This window comes from Streptomyces sp. NPDC018026, assembly GCF_044327745.1.
GTDB classification, from domain to species: Bacteria; Actinomycetota; Actinomycetes; order Streptomycetales; family Streptomycetaceae; genus Streptomyces; species Streptomyces rubrogriseus.
Genome location: NZ_JBIRFY010000014.1, coordinates 193,785 through 210,450, shown reverse-complemented (window position 1 = coordinate 210,450; position 16,666 = coordinate 193,785). Strand labels below are relative to the sequence as shown.

The following is a 16,666-nucleotide window of genomic DNA, read 5'->3' as shown; positions in this document are numbered from 1 at the left end:
ACGGCACATTGCGTGGCTGAGGCCGAGGGCCCGTGCGCTGGATGGGGTGGGAACGCGATGCCGCCGCGGGTGACTGCCGACAGCGCGACGTCCCTCATCGATCCGCGCGGGCAGCGAGTACACGATCACTCAGTACGCAGCGCCGACCATGATGATTCGAGACGTTGCCAGACGAGCTCTGTGGTCTCGAGAGTCCGCGCGGCGCTCTCGAGATCGGACCGGTTGCCGACGCGGTCTGCCACGACGTCCCTGAAGTGTTGCAGGGCGGGGACGAAGCCCATCACGGTCCAGCTGGAGTTCGCCGGCGTCGGCAGGGTGTAGTTGGGACGCCAGACCTCCGCCGGACCGTCGGCGGGACGATATGTGCAGGTGTCGACGTTGTCGACCTGCACGGAGTCTCCCTGCCCGTAGACCTCGACGAACTCACCCCGATGCGTGAAGGAGGCGGTCGTGCAGAAGTCGAACGAGCATGTCGCGCCTCCCTCGGCCCGGGCGACGAGACTCACACCGAGGCCGGCGGCCGGTACGACGTTGAGGACTGCGGAGATGTCGCCGATTTCCCCCACCAGGTACCGGGCCAGGTCGATCATGTGCACCGGGTTGTCGATCAAGTAGTGGCGAAGATCGGCGAGATACTCGTCGACGCGCCCCATCGCGAACGTGAAATGTGCCAGGGAGGGAGCGCCGAAACCCACGGACTCGATCGCCGCCCGAGCAGCCCGGTAGGCCGGGGCGAACCGCTTCATGTACCCGACGACGACCTCGGTGCGTGCCTTGGCGGCCAGGAGGGCGAGTTCGCGGAGCTCGGACGCGGTCCGGCCGCCCGGTTTCTCGCAGAAGACCGGGATCCGGGCCTCGATGCACTGGGCGAGGATGGGCCGGTAGGCGGCCGACGGCACGGCGACCACCACCCCGTCGAGCCCGCCGGCCGCGAGCATGTCCCGGACCGACGTGTGGTGCGCCGGGGCGCCCCAGCGTCCGGCGGTGAGGGCCGCACGCTCCGGTGTCCGGGCACAGACCGCGACGAGATCGAGACCGGCCTCGAGGATCGACGGGTACAGGGCGTTGTTCGCGTGCCGCCCCGCACCCACCACACCGACCCTCACGACGCGCTCGTCCGATCCCCGCCCAGGAACTGATCGATGCGGCTCGCGGTCTCGCCGAAGATCCGCTCAAGGGCGTCCGGCTGCTCGTACGCCTTCACGACGGCCGCCGACCACATGCTCGCGACATCCAGGTACTCGGGCATGGGAGTCGGAAGTACCCGCGCGGTCGTCCGGAGGATCTCAAGGCTGTTGTCGCCGAAGCCGTTCCACTTGGCGGCCGCCGCGCGGTAGGCGTCGTCGTCCCAGGTGCTCTGCCGCGTCGGATTCATGTTGCCCTCCTGCGCCGCCCGGGCGAGGAAGGCCGGGGAGCTGGCCCACTCGATGAACCTCCATGCGCCGGCCTTGTCCTGCGAGGCGCTGTTCATCACGAGCGACCAGGTCCACATGTTCGCCTCTCGCCCGCCACCAGGTCCCAGCGGAGGCCTGGTGTACGCGACGCGCCCCCGTACGGCCGACTCCGGTCCTTCGAAGAAGGCTACGTAGTGGTCGGAATCAACGATCATGCCGTACTGGCCCGCCGCGAAGTCGCGGGCGACATCGAGCCAGTGCCCGTCGGGGAACCGTGCCGGACCCGACACGCGCGCCGCCGCAAGGAAGTCACGGGTCGCCGCGAGCAGCGCCGGACTGGCCAGCGCGCTGCGGCCCACCTCGTCGAAGTCGGTCGCGCCGTAGGACCAGACCTGGGTGGCATATCCGGTGTACATCGTGTGCCAGGTGCCGGTGCCGCGCTGGGCGAAGCCCCGGACGCCCGGCACGCTGTCCGCTATCCGCGCCGCCGCGGCGAAGTACTCCTCCCACGTCGACGGAGGCTCGCTGAGACCTGCCTTCTCCAGGACGTCCGGCAGGTAGGCGAGGTTGTACGTCTCCCAGTTGACCGGGATCTCCAGCAGGGGACCGGTGCCGAGGGTGTCCCCGCGCCGTCCCGTCCAGCGGTTGGCGTCCAGCAGGGACGGCAGGAAGTCGTCCGGCCGGTAGTCGTCGCCGCACGTGTCGAGGTACGCGTCGAGTGGTTCGACGATGCCCTCACCGGCGAGCTTCCACATCGAGACGGGTCCCGACACGAACACGTCCGGCGCGGACTCGCCGCGAAGCCGGCTGCGCAGCGCGTCGAGGCTGTTCGTCACGTAGTCCGTCTCGGGGATGATCTCGAGCGCCACGGTCTCGCCCGTCAGTTCCTCGTACTCGTCGACATGCCTCGTGAGGCTCGCGACGTACGCGTCGTTGTCGGGGCCGATGAAGCGGACCATATCGGGTCTCCTTTGCGATGCCGCGGCCCGCGTGCTGAGCGGTGGCCGGCCGGGCCGGGGGAGTGGAAGGGGGTTTCGGACACGCGGCCGTCAGACCGAGAACCGTCGGCGCGCACGCTCGTGGAGGACGGCGACGACCTCGTAGAGCACGATCACGGTTGCGGATACGACGACCACGTCTGCCCACAGCCGGGTGTAGTCGAAGGTTGTCGCGGCGGTCGTCGTAGCCCGGGAGATGCCGTTCCCGGTGACGAGCCACTCGGCAACGACCGCGCCGAAAAGAGCGAGCGGGATGCTGATCCGCGCAGCGTTCAGGATGCCCGGAACCGATCCGGGGACCCTGACGAACCGGAGGGTCGCCCAGCGCCCACCGCCGAAGACGCCGACCACGTCGAGAGTGGACCGCGACCGTTCCTCCAGTGCCGTGACGATGACGATCATCGCCGGGAAGAAGACCACCAGAAGCCCGGTGACGATGATGAACGCGGTGCCCCGACCGCAGATGGCGACGAGCAGCGGGATGAAGGCGATCTGGGGAACGCACTGCGATGCGAGGAGCAGCGGAAGGCCCAGTCGCAGCAGCACGGGAAAACTCACGAGGACGCATCCCGCGAGGAATGCCGCGGCCATGCCGACGCCGAAGATCATGCCGGCATCGCGCATGGTGATCAGCCAGTCCGTCGCCAACGCGCTGCGATGGGCCGCGGCGGCCTGAGAGCCGACCAGGTAGTCCAGCACATCGAGCGGGGATTTGAACACCAGGGGGGTCACACCCCCGAACAGAATGATCGCGACCCAGAGCACGATCAGTGCGACGGCAGGCGTGAGGAACTCGGCCACTCGCGCCACCGGGCCGGCGCCGGGCGCCGCCGCGAACGAGGTCTGGGACTCGACCGGCTCCACGTGCAGCCAGCGGCCGATCGCCGTGATCGCCATGTAGAGGAGGCCGCCGATCACGGTGGCGACAATGGCGATGCCCCAGGTCTGCGCGATCTGCAGCTTCTGCTGGCTGACCACGAGCACGACGCCCAGCCCGTTGTCGGCGCCGCTGAACTCACCCACGAGGGCCCCGAGGAACGCTCCCGGACCGGCGATGCGTGCGCCGGCCACGATGTTCGGAAGCGCCGACCGGAGTCCGACCTTGCGGAGGATCTGCAGACGGCCACCGCCCGCGCAGTGCACGATCGCGGCGATGTCGGCCGGGGTGGCACGAAGACCCGCGATCACCCCGATGAGCATGGGGAAGAACGAGAACAGCACCGCCATCGTGATTCTCGTGGGCTGGCCGGGGCCTCCGAGGCTGGCGATCAACGGGAGGAGCGCGGGCAGCGGCAGGCAGTAGATGGCGAGAGCGACGCGGGAGACCGTGCGCTCGAGCAGTCCGGTCAGCGATCCGAGCGCACCGAAGACGAGGCTGATCACAGCGGCGATGGCAAAGCCCTCAAGCGCCGTCACGAGGGTGGGAGCGGCGTTGGAGAGGTAGAACGAGAGGTTTCCGGTCAAGTCCTCGGCCACGCTCAGTGGTGTCGGCACCGAGCCGGCGGGAAGCATCTCGGAGAGGGCGACCAGCCACCACAGTCCGACGGCGACCGCGAATCCCCCGAGGGTCCACACGGCGCCCGGGACTTGGCGCTGGGCGCGCCCGGATCTCTTGGCGGAACGCCGCTTCAACGACGGGCCCGCGGGAAACACCGGTGGCCCCTGACTCATGTCCGTGGAAGTCATCTCACGCACTCCGCCCGGTAGCCGGCCCGGCCGCGTCGACCCGAGCGGTCGCGTCGTCCTCGAACAACAGCTCGCTCAGCTCGTCGACGAGACGCTGGAACTCAGGGCTCCGCATCATTTCCGGCACCCGGGGGCGCGGCAGGTCGATCGCTACGGTGCGAAGGATGCGACCCGGGCGCGGCGTCATCACGACGACCAGGTCCGAGAGGAAGATCGCTTCGGATATTCCATGGGTGACGAGCAGCGTCGTGGCCGGCCTCTGCGTCCAGATCCGCTGGAGTTCGAGGTTCATCCGCTGCCGGGTCATGTCATCGAGTGCGCCGAACGGCTCGTCGAGCAGAAGGACGTCCGGTTCGAAGGCGAGAGCCCTCGCGATCGAGACCCGCTGCCGCATACCGCCGGACAACTGACTGGGCCGTGCATCCTCGAATCCCCGCAGTCCCACCAACTCGACGACGTCCTGGATGGTCGAACGACCGGGGCGCCGGCCGGCCACTTCGAGCGGAAGCCGGATGTTGTCCGTGACAGTGCGCCACGGCAGCAGCGCGGAGTCCTGGAAAGCGACTCCCAGACGACCGCCCTTGCGGGCGACCGAAGGGCTCTCACCATGGACCGACACGCTGCCCTCAGTCGGGTGATCCAGGTCGGCGAGCAGGCGCAGCACGGTCGACTTCCCGCACCCGGATCGACCGATCAGACTCACGAACCGGTTCCGGTCGACCGAGAGACTCACGCCCCCGAGGGCTTCGAAGCGCTGCCGCTTCGCCATGAAGGTCTTGGTGACCTCGTGAAGTTCGATTCCAGCGGGCCCTGTGGTATGTGCTTGGTCTACCTGAGCAGGCATTCGGGCTCCTCGCTCTCAGTGTGGGAAGTTGCTGACGATGAGGACTTCGGCGGGCTGATCGCTTCCGAGGCCCCACCGATGGGGGACGTCACCGTCGTGGTTGAGCGCGTCGCCAGGGCCGAGATCCACAGGTCGGCCTCGCAGGAAGTCGACGCGCAAAAGACCGCGGATCACGTACACGAAGTCCTCCCCGTCGTGCTCGAACCAGTCCTGCGGTGGGTCCGACTGCTCGATGAGATAGCGGTGCGCCTTGAGCGACAGCCCTGAACCCCCGCGCGTCAGGAGCCGCGGCCGCTGGGCGTCGTCGCGATTGCCCGCGCGCATCTCCTGACCGGTTCCGGCCCGGGTGACCAGGATCGACGTGGAGCTGACCGGGAGCAGGCCGTTCGGCGTGGTGCCCAGTAACTCCGCCAGGCGGTAGAGTCGAGGCAGACTGATGGAAGACTGCCCCCGCTCGAGCTGAGTGATGAACGACGCGGACACTCCCAGACGGGCGGCGAGCTCCTTGCCTGCCATACCGAGCTCCTGACGCCGATGGCGCACTGCCGCTCCGACGTCGCGCGCGAAGTCGTCGTCTTCGGATGCCGCTCCGGCGTCGTCGACGGAGGAGTCGGTTCCCTGTTGCTCGGTCACGACAGTGCCTTCAGTTCTGGGTGTTCCCGGTAGACCTCGGCCAGCAGCGACATGTCGAAGAGCTTGTCCACGGTCGTGTGAACGCCGGTGAGCCCGAGTGTCTCGACGGTCTCCCTCTGCAGTTCCTGCGTGACGGTCAGGATGCCGTTCTTCTCGGTGTCGGCGGTCCTGATCAGGGCGATCTCCGCCTTGTTGCAGGCCAGCTGGTTCTCGAGCTGGTACTGCAACGACTTGCCGTACTTGTTCACGGCCAGCTTCGCGCCCGCCTCCGGGTCGGCGATGTTCGCCCGCCAGCCCATGATGTCGGCGCGGAGGGCCGCCTTGAGCAGCGTCCGGTTCTTGGAGATCTGGTTCGTCGAGGCGACGTAGGTCTGAGTGATGGTGGCGTACTTGTGGTCCGCGAACATCATCACGGCCGTCTCGTGTCCGGCCTGTCTGAGGCTGATCGGAGAATTCGTCGAGTAGTCCATGATCCCGTCCACCTGACCGGCGACCAGAGGGGCGGGGTCGTACTGGAACGGCACGATCGTCGTGTCCGAGGACCTGAGGCCGTTGACGGCGAGGAACGCCTCCATCGCGGGCTTGTCCGCGTCGGAAACGGCTATGGTCCGCCCCTTCAGATCCGTCGGTGTCCTGATGGGGTTGCGCTTCAGCGACACGATGCAGGACGGCGTCTTCTGGTAGACCGTGCCGATGACCCGGAACGATGCGCCGTTCTGGTTCGCCGCGACGATCTCCGTCGGCGACGAGACGCCGAACTGTGCGGTTTCACTCGCCAGCTGGGTCAGTACAGAGACGGCCGACGGCCCACCCGGAATGAACTTGACCGACGAGAAGCCGACCTTCTTGTAGTAGCCCTCCGTGTCCGCCATGTACGGACCGGCCTGTGTCACGTCGTACAGCCAGGAGAAGGCGTACTCGAGCTGCCCCAGGTCGCTGCCCGCCCCGGTGCGCGAAGAGGATCCACAACCGGTGAGTGCGAAGCCCACCGTGGTGGACAGGCCGAGCCCCAGCAGTCCACGGCGCGACAGCGCGCCACCGGTTGGATTCAGCTTGTCGGTCATCGTGTCGTGTCCCTACTTGTCGTCTGAGCCGTAGGCGACCGGACGGAGACGCTCGAGTTCGGTCCTGAACTCGGCACGAAGGCGGTCGGTGGTGGCGTCGTCCGCGAAGCAGGCGTCGAGGCCGGCGAGCGCGTACTTCTCGGCGTCCTCGACGGTCCATCCGAGATGCGCGGCGGCATCGATGAAGTCGTCGTGGAGCTCCGGCCCGATGAGTGCCGGGTCGTCGGAGTTGAGACACATGTTCAGCCCTGCCGCGGCCATCGCCGCGACGTCGCGGCGTCGCCCCTCCACCTCCAGTTCGGGGTAGTCGATGAACCAGCACGCCGAGTAGGGGATCTGCGAGGCAACGGTTCGCGACAACAACTCGGGATCGAGCAGTGCCGCGTATCCGTGGTCGATGCGGTCCACCCGGAGAAGGTCCAGGCACTCCACCATCTCGGTGGAGTCGCCGTGCTCTCCCGCGTGTGCCGTCAGCTTGAGGCCTGCCTCGCGGGCCAGGTCGTACGCGGCCACGAACTCGGACGGCCGTCCTGCCAGCTCGTTCGAGTCGAGGCCGATCGCCACCACCTCGTCGTGGGGATGGGCGAGCACGTCGCGGACCAGGGCGAGTGCCGCTTCGCCGCCCAGTTCGCGGTTGATCGCGACGATGACGCGCGACTCGACGCCGGCCTCCTTTTGGGCCTCGCGAGCGCCGGTGAGGATGCCGTCCATCATGTCGGCGTAGCTCAGCTCGGGATGGTTCTGCGGGTTGAAGGCGATCTCCCGGTACCGGAGTCCCCCTTCGGCGCCCGCGAGGAGACTTTCGTAGGTGACGGCCCTGAAGTCATCCCGCGTCTGCATCGATTTCGACACGGCGACGTAGATCGCCAGTCCCTCGTCGAAGTTGCGGAAGAGGTAGCGTCCGCCCCCGTCACGTGCTCCGGCGGGGAGAGTGACGCCGTGGCGCTCGGCCAGGCGGCGCGCGGTCTCCGGAGGTACGCAGCCTTCGAGATGACAGTGCACCTCCGCCTTCGGCAGCGCGCGGAGGTACTCCGCGCTCAGACGGCGTCGAATGGGCGATGCCGCAGAGTTGATCTCTGTGCTCATGTCATTCCCCTGTCGTCGAGGTGGGACGAAATTAAGGGACACTGAACCGGGTGTCAATGGAACGTTTCAAAATGGGCGGGCGCGCAACTACTGACCAGTTGTCTTCGGTGTGCGGGCGCCGGCCGCGGAGGTGGGTTGTCGGCCCTGCTCAGCCGTGGTGTGGGAGGGCCCTGTGGCGTGCGGTCGCATCGCGGATCCCGACCCTCCCGCGTCGGCGCCCGGCAGCTGCCGCAACCGGCTGGGCGGTGGCGCAGAGCGTGCGGAGCCGCTGTCGCGAGGTCTCGGTGACGGGAGTCTGTCCGGTGAGGGAGCGTCGGGCATCCACGTGAACAGGGCGCGGGCCCGTGCTCGGTCGTCGACATGCGGTCCCCGGTGTCCGCTCGTCGGCAGTGGCCTCGGTTCGGGGGCGTAACCAGGCATCAGGCGATGCTGGTGGTGAAGCGGGCAGACCGTGGTCTGCCGGCGTCGATTAAGCACAACTGGACGCCAGAGCAGGGTGGTTGTGCGCAGACGATCAGCCGTACCCCTTCAGTGGCGGGGCGTGAACCGAGAGCCCGGTCGTCCCACTGGCTCGCGTCGCCTTTGAACCGTTTCAGAAATGAGGGGCACGCACTTGAGTAACTGCCGGTGGACATCAGTCATCTGGGCGTGCTCGGTTCGTCCGGCATACTTGTCGTGTCGGATGGATTACGCCCGGCTTGCTCGCTTCTCGGGGTCGGCCGGGCACTCCTGCGCGTTGGACGCCTACGGCAGACAGCACCCGTAGCGCTTGCGACGACGTCGAGCCGGGGACAGCGGTACAGATGACGACTTGCGGCGCGGATCGCGTACTTACGTCGTGGTCGGCTCAGATACTCGCGAACTCCTCACTGCCCGCGAGCAGCTCCTCGACCAGGCCGGTCACCTCGGGGGGGCATCCGGGTAGCGCGCCGCGACGGCGCGCAGGTGCCGGACCGAGGCCCGGGCGAAGTCGTCCGCGTCCAAGCCGCCGTACAGACGTCGGCCATGCCGGTGCGGGCCCAGGAAGGTACGCGGAGTCCCGGTGGGGTGGTGCGGGTGATCGCGCTCGGCATTTGACAGGCGCAGCGCGCGAGTGAGCCGCTCCAGCACCTCGCGGGAGGGGGAGCGGCGCGGGTCTGCTCCAGGTGTGTGCAGTACTCGGTGGAGATGAACGCCAGCTGCGCCGCCTCCTCGCGGTGCAGTTCCTGGTGTGCGCCGCCGTGTCCCGGTGGTCAGTCCCTCGGCGGGCCGGCGGCATGCACGCGTGACCGCGGCGTGCGCAGAGTTCTCGACGCGGTCGGCACCATGGGGGTCGGTGGAGTACACAGACCACTGAACGACCGGGTGTACCGGTCGCTCAGTGGTCGTCAGGTGTCGTCCTGCCTGGATCCCGGGCCAGTGGGGGGCGGCTCCTCAGAACCCGGTGCCGAGAAACTTCCGCAGCTCCTGAACGTAGAGTTCAGGGTCTTCGAAGGGGACGAAGTGGCCGCCGCGGGTCGGCTCGCTGTAGTAGACGAGGTTGGTCATCCGTTCGAGCCACGGCCTCGGAGCGTTCTTGAAGTCACGTGGGAACATCGTGAAGCCGGAGGGGACTTCGACCCGCCGGGGCAGCTGGTCCGCGGGAATCCTCACCATCGCCGGGTAGGAACGGATCGACGAACCGATCGTGCCGGTCACCCAGTACTCGGTGAGCAGCTCGAGAATCTCGTCCCGTGTGTAGACGGACTCCAGGTCACCCTTGCAGTCGCTCCACGCCTGGAGCTTCTCCACGATCCAGGCGGCCAGGCCGGCCGGCGAGTCGGTGAGGCCCACGGCAGCGGTCTGCGGTTTGGTGACCTGGATCGCCGAGTACGCGCCTTCCCGCGCCTGCCAGTTCTGGCTGTCCCGGATCCAGTCACGCTCCTCCTGGGTGAGCGTCGCGGGGTCCCCGGCCGGAAGATCGCCGTCCATGCGGTGTACGGCGATGACCCGCTCGGGGAAATCGAGCGCGAGATAGCGCACTACATGGGCGCCGAAGTCACCACCGGCGACGGCGAACCGCTCGTACCCGAGGGACGTCATGAGCTCGGCCCACATACCGGCCACGGCGCGCACATCGGGTGCCGCGCCGGTGAGCCGGTCGGAGAAACCGAAGCCGGGCATGTCGGGGACGACGACATCGAAGACCTGCGCCTCTTCGCCCGGCTGCGCCCCTGGCCGGGTCAGCAGCGGAAGGGTCTTGCGGTAGCGCCACGACGAGTCCGGCCAACCGTGTGCGAGGAGCAGTGGCATCGGCGCGGTACCGTCCGGCCGGGCCTCGGCGCGGGCGTGGAGGAAGTGGATCCCCATGCCGTCGATCTCGACGCGGTGGCTCGGCAGCTCGGCGAGCCTGGCCCGGTGGGCCTCGAAGTCGTAGCCGTCCGCCCAGTACTCGACGAGTTCGCGCAGGTAGTCGACATCGGCACCGAGAGACCAGCCGGCGCCCTCGTAGGTATCGGGCCAGCGAGTCGCACGGGCCCGAGTGCGCAGGTCTTCGATCGCCGCCGGATCCAGCTGCGGAACGAAGCCGGTCACGGATGTCGTACGTGTGTTCATGCGATGTGCCTCTGAATGCTGATGATCAATCGAGAGTCGTCTGTCACGGCCAGATGCCCGGCCCGCGAGCCGTCAGGCCCGTACTGGCTTGCTCAGGAGTCGACGAACTTGTCCGCCAGGCCCTTTTCCAGATAGTCGTCCGGCAGGTCCTGGATCAGCAGCTCGGCCTCGGTGCGCTCGGCGTGCATCCGCCAGTAGGCGTCTGCCATCGTCTCCGGCTGGGAATCGACGCCGCCTTGGCCGATGAACGCGGCGATCGCCACATGCCCGGCGTAGACGCCGGTGCCGGAGAGCGCGGCATGCAGATTGAGGATCCAGTTGCGCATTCCACCGGTGGCGATCTGAACGTTCGCCACGTGGGGAGCGATGATCGGACCAGAACCCGCGCCACTGCTGACCAGAATCGTCCCGGTGCCACGCTTCAGCATGGCAGGCAGAACATGCTCCACGGCTGCGACGCCGCCGAGCAGGTAGAGGTCCAGTTGCGCCAGAACCGAGTCGACGGTGACACTCGTGGCCTCTACGAGCGGCGCCTTGCGCAGGTCGGCCGGGCCCGGGGCGGGGGAGTACTCAAGGACGTCGATCGGGCCCAGCAGCTCCTCGGCTGCGGTCAGCGCCGCGTGCAGAGCGGGGCGGTCGGTCACGTCGGCGGGGAAAATCTCGACCCGGACACCTGTGTCGGCCAGGTCTTCGGCCATCGCCTGCAGCGTCGTACGGTTGCGAGCGATCAGTGCTACGTCGAATCCCTCACCGGCGAACCTCCGGCCGATTGCCTGCCCGAGCTGAGGGCCTGCGCCGACAATCGCGATTGTACTCAACTCGCCACTCCGTTACGGTAGTTCAAGGTCACACCGGCAGTCTAGAAAGAGACCGGCCGCACAGGCTCGGATCAGCGCGACAACCTGATCGGACATTTGCGACACCGGGGAGGGTCTCTTTCTGGCGAGCGGGTTCGCCGCATCAATGTAATGATCGTTCGTTAGAGTCCTGGTGTGGCTGAACTCAAGATTCCGGCATCCATCGCGAGCAGCGCCGTGGCGACCGCGTCGATGCGTGCCCATGAAGGCACACGGGCCGATGCGCTCTTCGACGACCCGCTGGCCCGACTGCTGGTCTCCGCTCGACAGGAAGTGCCCGCCGAACAGCGCGGCCACTTTGCTGACGGCGTGCACGAGACCTCGTCACTGACCCAGGTCATGGGCGAGTACGTAACTGTCCGTACGCACTTTTTCGACACCTACCTCAAGGCGACGGTCCAAGCCGGCGCCCGTCAGATCGTCCTGCTGGGGTCTGGTCTCGACGCTCGCGCCTACCGGATGCAGTGGCCGGCCGGTACGCGGATCTTCGAGATCGACACTCCCGATGTCCACGCCTTCAAGGACGAGTTGGTCGCCAGAAGCGGTCTGTCGGCGACGGCGGAGCGGGTTCCGATCGACTCGGACGCCACAGGCAATTGGCGCGAGCTGATCGCCGCCGCGGGATTCGACGACTCCCAGCCCACAGCGTGGCTCCTGGAGGGGCTGCTGTTCTATCTCGACCGCACCACGAGCGACACGATCGCCGCCGACATCGCCGCGAGCCCGGCACCGGCTGCCTGGCTGGCGGGAGACTACCTGACGGCGACGCCGGAGCAACGGGCGCAGCTGGCCGCCCATCATCGGGAGAACGGGGAGGAGACCCCGGACTCGGGCGAGGGCAGCATCGTCGACGGGCTCGTCCCCCACACCGCTCCCGGTCCGGGGGTTGCCCCCTCCCGGTGGCTGTCGTCAGCGCAATGGGATGTCTCGGAGTCGGAATTCGCGGAGCATGGCGGACTCATCGACCGTCATGTACCTGCCCACTGGGACCCCGCCCGCGGCGGTGACTCCATGTGGATGTTCCACGCGCGAAGGATCTGACCAGCCCCGCGGCGAGCAGACTCTCACGTGCCTGCTCGCCTGCCGCGCCCCGTCCGGTCGGGCTCCGTATGGGGAGGTGACAGGCCACGGGCGTTAATCTGACGCCATGTCGAATTCGGCCCTGCAGTTGATCCCCGATGCCATCGACCGCTTCGGTATGCGCGTGCACGCGGTCGGCCGCGACCAGTGGAACGATGCGACGCCGTGCACCGAGTGGACAGTGCGGGATCTCGTCAATCACCTGGTCGGCGAGCACTTGTGGGTGCCGCACCTGCTCGCCGGAGAGACCATGGCGCAGGTTGGCGACCGCTACGACGGTGACGTGGTCGGCGCGGACCCCGTACGCGCGTGGGACGAGGCATCGAAGCGATCCCTGGCGGCCTGGAAGGGCGCCGATCTTTCCGGGACCGCCCAGTTCTCCTTCGGGGAAGCCCCGTTGACCATGTATGCGGACCAGATTCTCGTTGACCTGACGGTCCACGAGTGGGACCTGGCCCGCGGGTGCGGCCGGTCCGAGGCACTCGACCCGGCCGCGGTCGCCCACGGCCTGGCCTACGCGCGCGCCAACGCCGAGAGAATGGCAGACCTGGGAATCATCGCCGCGCCGGTGGCCGCCGGCGGCACCGATCCCGCCGTTCAGCTTCTTTCCCTGCTGGGGCGCACTGTCTGACGGGCCCGAGACCACGGGCAGGGGCTCTTGGCAGCGGCACGCCGGTGGAAGGTCGTCGAAGATCAGCCCAGACATCTGAACAGCGGCCCCGGCTCAGGAGCCGAGCAGCAGCGCACAGACTTCCACCGGCTTGGTGATCATGGCGTCGTGGCCGGTGTCCAGCGTGTGGATGCGAGACGGCTCGCCGTTGGGCTGAAGTTTTGGGACGGGGCGGCGGGTGACGTCCTCGGGCTCATCGCCGGTGCAGAGAACATGGGTCCTTGGGATGAGTGCCTGTTCAGGGTTGTCCATCTCTACCGGCTGCTGGAAGCAGAGGGCCGACGCGTCCGACAGCGTGGCCTTGAGCCAGGCGATGTCGCCGGGATCGGTGACTCCGAACAAACCCAGAGGCGCCGGCAACTCCGGCAGCGGCGGGATGCGCCAGGGCTGAGCGCTGTCCGCCACGCCGTTGATCATGCTCTGTGTGCGCGGCATGACATCGATGGCGGTCTCACCATGCGTCGGCACCATCGCATCGAGGTACACCAGACGGGCAATGCGCGCGGGAATCCGGTTCGCGACGCCGGAGATGACCATACCGGCGTAGCTGTGTCCGACGAGGACGATGTCGTCCAGGTCGTGCTCCAGAACGAGCCCAGTGACGTCGTCGACGTGGGTGGTGAGGCCCACCTCGGGGGTCAGCAGATGTGCCTTGTCCCCGTGGCCGGTGAGAGACGGCGTGAAGACACGGTAACCCCGGGACGTGAGCAGTGAGGCGACGCGGTTCCACGACTGCCCGTCGTGCCAGGCACCGTGCACGAGGACATAGGTGGTCGGGCTGTTGGTCATGGTGGGTCCTAGGTATGTGTACTGACGGATGAAGGCACGCACGGCCGGCAAGAGGCGCCGCGGCTTACATCGGCACCCTTGAAGGTCTGCCCTGCATCCCTCGACGTTAGGGAAGCCGATGGGTACCCAGAGGTACCGCCCGGTGCGTTCCTCGTCGGCCTCGCTCTCGGTCACGTTCCTCACCGGCGTTGACACACGCCCCGTGGGCAGGAGATTCACCGATGATCCACCGTTCCGATACTTGCCAGTCCCTCATGATACCGTTGGGTATCATCCGGTACTGATGAGTATCTTTCTCTCTGATGGGAGCAGAAGTGAGAGTCGACGAGTATGTGAACTTCGACGCGGTCGAGCTCGGGGCCATGGTGGCGAAGGGGGAAGTGACCCCCGCCGAGCTGCAAGCAGTCGCGAGCCAGGCGGCACAGATGGTCAATCCGCAGATCAACGCGATCGTGGAGACATGGCCGGCCGACGACGAGCCCGAGCGTGACGCGCCGCTGGCCGGTGTCCCTTTTCTGATCAAGGACATCGGCGTCGCCATGGCTGGGCGGCGCATGGAGCTGGGCAGTCGCCTCGCGGCCGGTAACGTCTCTCACGCCGATTCTGCCCTGATGAGGCGTTTTCGTCGCGCCGGTCTGGTCACGATGGGGCGCACCGCGACATCGGAGATGGCCTACAGCATCACGACGGAGCCGGTGCTGTACGGCCCGACCCGCAACCCGTGGAACCCCGAGCGCAGTGCGGGCGGATCCAGCGGCGGCTCCGCCGCCGCTGTCGCGGCCGGCGTAGTTCCCCTCGCGCACGGCACGGACGCCGCCGGATCCCTCCGCGTCCCCGCCGCCTACAACGGGCTCTTCGGGATGAAGCCCACCCGGGGCCGCGTGTCCATGGCACCGGACTTCGACGAACTCTTCAACGGGCTGGCCGCACACGGCAGCGTCAGCCGCACGGTGCGCGACAGCGCGGCACTGTTCGACCAGATCCTCGGCCCCGAACCGGGTGACCCCTACTTCGCCCAGCAGCCCTCCCGGCCGTACGCCGAAGAGATCACCCGCGATCCCGGCGTGCTGCGGATCGGTGTACTCACCCAGGGGTGGGGCGGACGCCACACCACCGCACCGGTGTCCGACGCGCTCTCTCGCACTGTGCGACTGCTTGAATCCCTCGGTCACCGGGTGGAGGAGACCCCGGTCGACCTCGGGATCGACTGGGAGGAGTACGTGCTGGCCAACGGCCGTATTTTCACGGTGAATCTCGCGACGTCGATCGACCAGCTCGCCGGCGCCTTCAACCGGCCCATCGACGCTTCGACCCTCGAACCCGTGACCCTCGCCGGTTACCACTACGGGCAGCGTGTCAGCGGCGCCGAATTCGCGACCGCTCTCACCGTCCGCAACCGGGTCGCCCGCAGCCTGGGCCAGTACTTCGACGGCCACGACATCCTGCTCAGCCCGACCCTGCCCGAGCTTCCCGTGCCTCTGGGGACCTTTGCCGAGGACGCAGAGACACTGGACGGCCTCGGCTGGATTCGCAGGGTCTTCGACCGCTCACCGTTCACCATGCCCTCCAACACGGCGGGTACGCCCGCGATGTCGGTGCCGTTGGAGACCGACGCCGGGACGGGGCTTCCCATCGGTATGCAGTTCACCACCGGATACGGCCTCGAAGACCGCCTCTACCGCCTGGCCGGCCAGCTCGAACGGGCGAACCCGTGGGCAGGTCGCACCCCTGTCGTGTGGGCAGGCAGTCACCCGGGCCGCTGAGCGGAGTTGCCGCCGCCGACCGGGCGCGGGCGGGCTCGACTCCCCGGGTCGACCCCGCGAAGAGAGCAGCATCAGCCATCGCTGCGATCGCCGGTGGAAGCCCGTGCCCGGGATGCCCGATCAGGGTTCAATGCCTTCACCACCTCGATCCCTCCTGCTGGAGTTTCTGCGTAAGGAGCCTCGCTCATGTCCGCACCGTCCCCACCCAACACACGCCGTGACGTCGAGTTCGACGCGGATGGCACCACATTGCGCGGCTGGTTCTATCCGCCGGCCCACGGCGGCCCGGCTGCCGTCGTCGTCATGGCTCATGGGTTCTCATTGGTCAAGGAGGCATACCTGGATCGCTACGCCGAGCGGTTCGCCGCCGCCGGGCTTGCCGTACTGGTCTACGACCACCGCAACTTCGGGGCGAGCCAGGGCAGTCCGCGTCAGGAGATCGATCCATGGCGTCAGATCGAGGACTACCGGCATGCCATCACCTACTCCTGCACACTGCCGGAGGTCGACCCCGACCGCGTCGGGGTGTGGGGGACCAGCTACAGCGGTGGGCACGCCGTCGTCGTTGCGGCCAGTGACCTCAGGGTCAAGGCCGTGGTCTCCCAGACACCCGCGATCAACGGCGTGCAGACCGGATGGCGGCGTACCCCCATGGCGCAGTTGAGGGAAGCCGGCGAGCAGTTCGCGGCAGAGCGGATCGCCCGCATGCGGACGGGTGAAGTCGCGATGCGCCCGGTGATCGGGGATGTGGCCGACCGCCCGGTCTACCCCGCCGACGACGCGTTCGCCTACTTCACCAGGGTCGGGGAGATCGCCCCGTCGTGGCGCAACGAAGTCACCGTCCGTACCGGCGAGTGGAGCCGTGTCTACAACGCCGGCGACTACATCGAGATGGTGAGCCCCCGGCCGCTGCTGATGATCGTTGCCGATGAAGACACAGTGTCGGGCACCGACTTGCAGTTGTCGGCCTACAACCGAGCCTTGGAACCCAAGCGCCTGAAGATCATCCCTGGTGGCCACTTCGCCCCCTACGTCGACGAGTTCGAGGCCACCTCCTCGGCTGCCGTCGAGTTCTTCACGTCTCATCTGCGCGCTGGCGGACGCTGAGTGCGAGAGGCGCCCTCGATCCGATATCTGCGGCAGAACGTTCGGTATTGACGTAGCGGCTCACCTAGTGCACTCTGGTGCACACCGTCGGGCGAGATCGACCGTTCTATCTTGTAACCGT

General features: G+C 67.6%; 14 protein-coding genes and 1 pseudogene. 4 read left to right on the top strand and 11 right to left on the bottom strand.

Annotated features, from left to right (window positions below; translation table 11 throughout):
* Positions 1-125 precede the first annotated feature (125 nt).
* The 10 genes and pseudogenes from ACH4D3_RS33325 to ACH4D3_RS33280 form a co-directional block, all read right to left on the bottom strand.
* Positions 126-1,106 carry a Gfo/Idh/MocA family oxidoreductase gene (locus tag ACH4D3_RS33325; protein ID WP_398329987.1) on the bottom strand — a complete coding sequence of 327 codons (981 nt, stop codon included), beginning with the start codon at positions 1,104-1,106 and terminating at the stop codon, positions 126-128.
* Positions 1,103-2,353: an ABC transporter substrate-binding protein gene (locus tag ACH4D3_RS33320; RefSeq protein ID WP_398329985.1), complete on the bottom strand. Its 1,251-nt coding sequence runs from the start codon at positions 2,351-2,353 to the stop codon at positions 1,103-1,105. Before ACH4D3_RS33320 ends, ACH4D3_RS33325 begins: the two co-directional genes overlap by 4 nt.
* 90 nt (positions 2,354-2,443) lie before the next feature.
* The gene (locus tag ACH4D3_RS33315; protein WP_398329982.1) at positions 2,444-4,078 is read right to left on the bottom strand and encodes an ABC transporter permease; all 1,635 of its coding nucleotides are present in this window, start codon (positions 4,076-4,078) and stop codon (positions 2,444-2,446) included.
* Position 4,079: 1 nt separating this feature from the next.
* A complete protein-coding gene (locus tag ACH4D3_RS33310; protein ID WP_398329979.1) occupies positions 4,080-4,847 on the bottom strand; it encodes an ABC transporter ATP-binding protein in 768 nt (255 codons plus the stop codon).
* A gap of 90 nt (positions 4,848-4,937) precedes the next feature.
* The gene (locus ACH4D3_RS33305; protein WP_381609055.1) at positions 4,938-5,555 is read right to left on the bottom strand and encodes a helix-turn-helix domain-containing protein; all 618 of its coding nucleotides are present in this window, start codon (positions 5,553-5,555) and stop codon (positions 4,938-4,940) included.
* Positions 5,552-6,619, bottom strand: coding sequence for an ABC transporter substrate-binding protein (locus ACH4D3_RS33300; protein WP_398329976.1), 1,068 nt, complete (start codon positions 6,617-6,619; stop codon positions 5,552-5,554). Before ACH4D3_RS33300 ends, ACH4D3_RS33305 begins: the two co-directional genes overlap by 4 nt.
* A 12-nt stretch (positions 6,620-6,631) precedes the next feature.
* Positions 6,632-7,705 carry an adenosine deaminase gene (gene add / locus ACH4D3_RS33295; RefSeq protein ID WP_398329973.1) on the bottom strand — a complete coding sequence of 358 codons (1,074 nt, stop codon included), beginning with the start codon at positions 7,703-7,705 and terminating at the stop codon, positions 6,632-6,634.
* Between the two features lie 718 nt (positions 7,706-8,423).
* Positions 8,424-8,941, bottom strand: a pseudogene (locus tag ACH4D3_RS33290) (helix-turn-helix domain-containing protein); the annotation flags it as partial.
* A 177-nt stretch (positions 8,942-9,118) separates the two neighbouring features.
* Positions 9,119-10,279 carry an epoxide hydrolase family protein gene (locus ACH4D3_RS33285; protein WP_398329970.1) on the bottom strand — a complete coding sequence of 387 codons (1,161 nt, stop codon included), beginning with the start codon at positions 10,277-10,279 and terminating at the stop codon, positions 9,119-9,121.
* A gap of 92 nt (positions 10,280-10,371) precedes the next feature.
* Positions 10,372-11,097: an SDR family NAD(P)-dependent oxidoreductase gene (locus ACH4D3_RS33280; protein WP_398329967.1), complete on the bottom strand. Its 726-nt coding sequence runs from the start codon at positions 11,095-11,097 to the stop codon at positions 10,372-10,374.
* Between the two features lie 174 nt (positions 11,098-11,271).
* Here ACH4D3_RS33280 and ACH4D3_RS33275 point away from each other — a divergent pair, with 174 nt between their 5' ends.
* Together ACH4D3_RS33275 and ACH4D3_RS33270 are read left to right on the top strand one after the other, a co-directional pair.
* Positions 11,272-12,177, top strand: a complete 906-nt coding sequence (locus tag ACH4D3_RS33275; RefSeq protein ID WP_398329964.1) for an SAM-dependent methyltransferase — start codon at positions 11,272-11,274, stop codon at positions 12,175-12,177.
* A gap of 106 nt (positions 12,178-12,283) precedes the next feature.
* A complete protein-coding gene (locus ACH4D3_RS33270) occupies positions 12,284-12,847 on the top strand; it encodes a TIGR03086 family metal-binding protein (RefSeq protein ID WP_398329961.1) in 564 nt (187 codons plus the stop codon).
* 93 nt (positions 12,848-12,940) lie between these two features.
* On the opposite strand, the gene ACH4D3_RS33265 is transcribed toward ACH4D3_RS33270, so the two are convergent.
* Complete coding sequence (locus ACH4D3_RS33265) at positions 12,941-13,675, bottom strand: alpha/beta hydrolase (RefSeq protein ID WP_398329958.1); 735 nt, start codon at positions 13,673-13,675, stop codon at positions 12,941-12,943.
* A 314-nt stretch (positions 13,676-13,989) separates the two neighbouring features.
* On the opposite strand from ACH4D3_RS33265, the gene ACH4D3_RS33260 reads away from it, so the two are divergent.
* Positions 13,990-15,438: an amidase gene (locus tag ACH4D3_RS33260; RefSeq protein ID WP_398329955.1), complete on the top strand. Its 1,449-nt coding sequence runs from the start codon at positions 13,990-13,992 to the stop codon at positions 15,436-15,438.
* 186 nt (positions 15,439-15,624) lie between these two features.
* Positions 15,625-16,545, top strand: coding sequence for an alpha/beta hydrolase (locus tag ACH4D3_RS33255; RefSeq protein WP_398329952.1), 921 nt, complete (start codon positions 15,625-15,627; stop codon positions 16,543-16,545).
* Positions 16,546-16,666: the final 121 nt, after the last annotated feature.